The organism is Vibrio sp. 1557, from assembly GCF_033340175.1.
Taxonomy (GTDB): Bacteria; Pseudomonadota; Gammaproteobacteria; order Enterobacterales; family Vibrionaceae; genus Vibrio; species Vibrio alginolyticus.
This window is the reverse complement of record NZ_JAWOVZ010000063.1, coordinates 1-2,999: the sequence shown is the minus strand read 5'-3', so window position 1 is coordinate 2,999 and position 2,999 is coordinate 1. Positions and strand designations below refer to the sequence as shown.

Here is a 2,999-nt window from a genome sequence, read left to right as displayed (position 1 = left end):
GGGCAGCCCGAAAGGGAAGAGACTTACCCAATCTGAAAGCGACCAAAAAGATACCCAAATCACTCATAAATTTGAGTCGAAATGGGTAGGGGTCGGCGCAGCCGAAAGGGCGGCGTGCGCTAGCTTTCCTAGCATCCTTATCGTTTCTTTCAGGACAAAGAGGGGCGTTACATCGTGATCCCAGAGGGATACTCTGTGAAAGGGGGGTTGACTCTCAACGATGGCCAGAACGAACTTATCAAACTGGTGGAGAAGTAGAACATGACCGAGTTAGAAACCCTATTATTGAACGAATTCGAGCAATTGCAGACGCAGCACGAAATACAACAAAAGGAATTTGTGAATCTATACAACGATTTAGCGGAGCAGCTCCAGCAGTTGGAAACCCTGATTTGAATCAAGTATCAGTAATCTCTTTTTCAGGGAGTTTGAATCTGGTCACACGCTGCAATTGAGATTGAAGCATGAAAAAAGGCCCCGAAGGGCCTTTTAAAACTGGATTAGATACAGGTTCCACTGCTGCAATCAGGCATATCGGCCCAGAAGAGAACGTTTTCTTCTTTCACAATGCCCAGAGTCATCATGACCTGAACCAGTGGGCTCTTTAATGCTTGTTCACGATCGGTGATCTCTTCGGATGAAGTGAAAACGATGAATTTGATGTTTTCCGCTGGAATAGTGAAATACAAAGAGCTGGCCACACCGGCGATAGTATCAGGCAGCATATCTGTCATCATCAGGACTTCGAAAGAGATGGCTGACGGAATGTTCACCATATTATCAAAACTGCTAATAATGATGTCATTGATAACACCACCGCGAGGATGCCCTTTGAAGAACAGGTCATGCTCCTTACCAATATAGTAAGGGCTGGTTTCGTTGATAGCATTATTGATGATATTAACCTGTTGCTTGGCGTAGAACTCTTTCTCTTCACCACCGGCCCAGGTAGTCGTCCCCGTGAATACAAAGTTAGCCAGTGGACTCTTGTCATATTCTACTTGCAGCCAATTTTGATCAAAACCTACGATTTCAAGGAACAATGCTTGCTGCTCTGAGGACAGTTTTGCATATTTATCCCACTGCATTTGTTTGAGGCTATCACCCAGATACTCTTTTAACTCGTGTAGTTTTGGATCAAGCGTCAAAAAGTCAGATCTCAGCATTGAGTACTCAGTAGGGTAGAGTGAATGCCAGTTAAACTGAGTAGTCAACCAGGGCGCGGAAGAACCACCTGAACCTAAAATGATATTTTTAAGGTTGTCACCGGCTTGCTGTAACAGGTAGGTCTTATCCTGGGTATTGCGCCAGTTGTACAGGTTCACGTATTCAGCAGAGCCATCGTCATAGAGCCTGATGTTGTCAATGTCGACATGTGGCTGCTTATGCAGCCGCTGTAGCATAAGTTTTAGGTTGTCATATGACTTCAGCGTGTTGGTACTGATTGAAACCTTGAGTCTGTGATGATCTTCTGCAAAGGCAGAAATAGCTTCAAGCATTTCTGCCGATGTATGGTTTGACTCAAGTGGGAAGCGACTGATATTCAGTTGCGCCAGATGCTCTTGCGTCGGATTGATACGGCCCCAGGACACATAGCGCTCAGCTGTCGGGTGAGCCTCTGCAGAGGCGATGATGTCCAATACCTGATGTAAAGAGGGGAGAGATGCGTGATCAACATAAACTTCCAGTGATGGAGACACCACGGACACTTTTGCATCGGTTGAGTACTGATCACCATTCTTACTGGTTCCTTTAAACTGGAAGCAATACTCTTCATCGTTGTCCAGTTTTGGAGCGGTAAGTGTCAGATTGACGGTTTGGCTTGTGTCAGAAGGAATAATGGATATCGAACCACATGTTTGAGTCCAGCTGAAACTTTCTAAATCGGGATTGCTGTCGTTTTGAATCGGATTAAGGGTAAATTCTTGATTGTCTATGACATCGAATTTGACGCTGTTGTTGTGGGTCTGATGATCGTCATCAGAGCAGCCTGCGAGAATTGCAGCTGTTAAGAGTAGCCAAGGCTTAACGTCCATTTAGAGGTCCCGATGTGAAAAGGTGAAAACTCCGCATTAAATATTATTTACGACGGCGTTGTCTGTGATGTAAGTAGCAGCTTAAGGCTTAATTGTCTGCAGGGTGAGGTCGTGAACGTTTTTTAAGCAAAATGACGACTAATTTGACGATCCCATTTATTAGCTGTGATCTTATACTCCCTTTTTAGGGAAAGCATCATGCACATCGATCACTTCAAAGAACATTTTCAAACGATTACTGATCTACGCCAAATCCCTAAGGTCACTTACTGCCTCTTCGAAGTCCTTTTGGCTCGCTATGTGCGGTTATTGCTGGTGCGAAAGGTTGGTTTGATATCCGTGAATACATTCTCGGTCATCATAATTGGTTTAAGCGCAATGGCCTGTTTTTACATAGTGTTCCTGTTGATGACACGATTGCTCGAATAATCTCAACGATTGACCCCGAGCATTTCATGAATGCTTCATTAACTGGATGTCATCAATACACACCCTTACCGAAGGTCAAGTGATTGCGATTGATGGCAAAACACTTCGAGGCTCATACAATCGTGAAGACAGGGCGAGCACCATTCATATGATCAGTGCTTATGCATCGTCAAACAAGCTCGTGCAAATTAATTGATGGCGTGTTCGAATGATTTCTTATTGGAAGAAAACGGAAGAAATTTACCATGATGATGGTTTGACGTTGATCATTGGATGGTATGACCATAAGCATGAACACGATGGTGGCTTCAAATCGCTTGGTGTTCATTGGGGGATTACCCTAAATCTAGGGGGGTATTAAGCCCTTGTGTGATACCAGAAGTCACTAGAAAATCAATGTTGGCAGGACTTCTTCATAAAGCAATTATTGATGGTAATCATGAAGAAAAGAAAGCATTAAGCAAGGCTACACAAAGACCCCTCCACTTCGTTACGTTGTCATTGTGCCTTGTAAGGGACGCTACGCTCCCTTAA

3 protein-coding genes and 1 pseudogene are annotated in these 2,999 nt (G+C 44.1%); 3 read left to right on the top strand and 1 reads right to left on the bottom strand.

Annotated elements, in window-relative coordinates; all coding sequences use genetic code 11:
- The first annotated feature begins 261 nt into the window (after positions 1–261).
- The gene (locus R7070_RS26845; protein WP_169629211.1) at positions 262–396 is read left to right on the top strand and encodes an MbeD/MobD family mobilization/exclusion protein; all 135 of its coding nucleotides are present in this window, start codon (positions 262–264) and stop codon (positions 394–396) included.
- 104 nt (positions 397–500) lie between these two features.
- Here the strand turns inward: R7070_RS26845 and R7070_RS24495 are convergent, their stop codons facing one another.
- Positions 501–2,036: a PKD domain-containing protein gene (locus R7070_RS24495; protein WP_169629213.1), complete on the bottom strand. Its 1,536-nt coding sequence runs from the start codon at positions 2,034–2,036 to the stop codon at positions 501–503.
- A gap of 198 nt (positions 2,037–2,234) precedes the next feature.
- Between R7070_RS24495 and R7070_RS24490 the strand changes: the two are divergent.
- Both R7070_RS24490 and R7070_RS24485 read left to right on the top strand, forming a co-directional pair.
- Positions 2,235–2,649 (top strand): annotated as a pseudogene (locus R7070_RS24490) (ISAs1 family transposase); the annotation flags it as partial.
- 24 nt (positions 2,650–2,673) lie between these two features.
- Positions 2,674–2,826, top strand: a complete 153-nt coding sequence (locus tag R7070_RS24485; RefSeq protein ID WP_212577753.1) for a hypothetical protein — start codon at positions 2,674–2,676, stop codon at positions 2,824–2,826.
- The last annotated feature ends 173 nt before the right edge of the window (positions 2,827–2,999 follow it).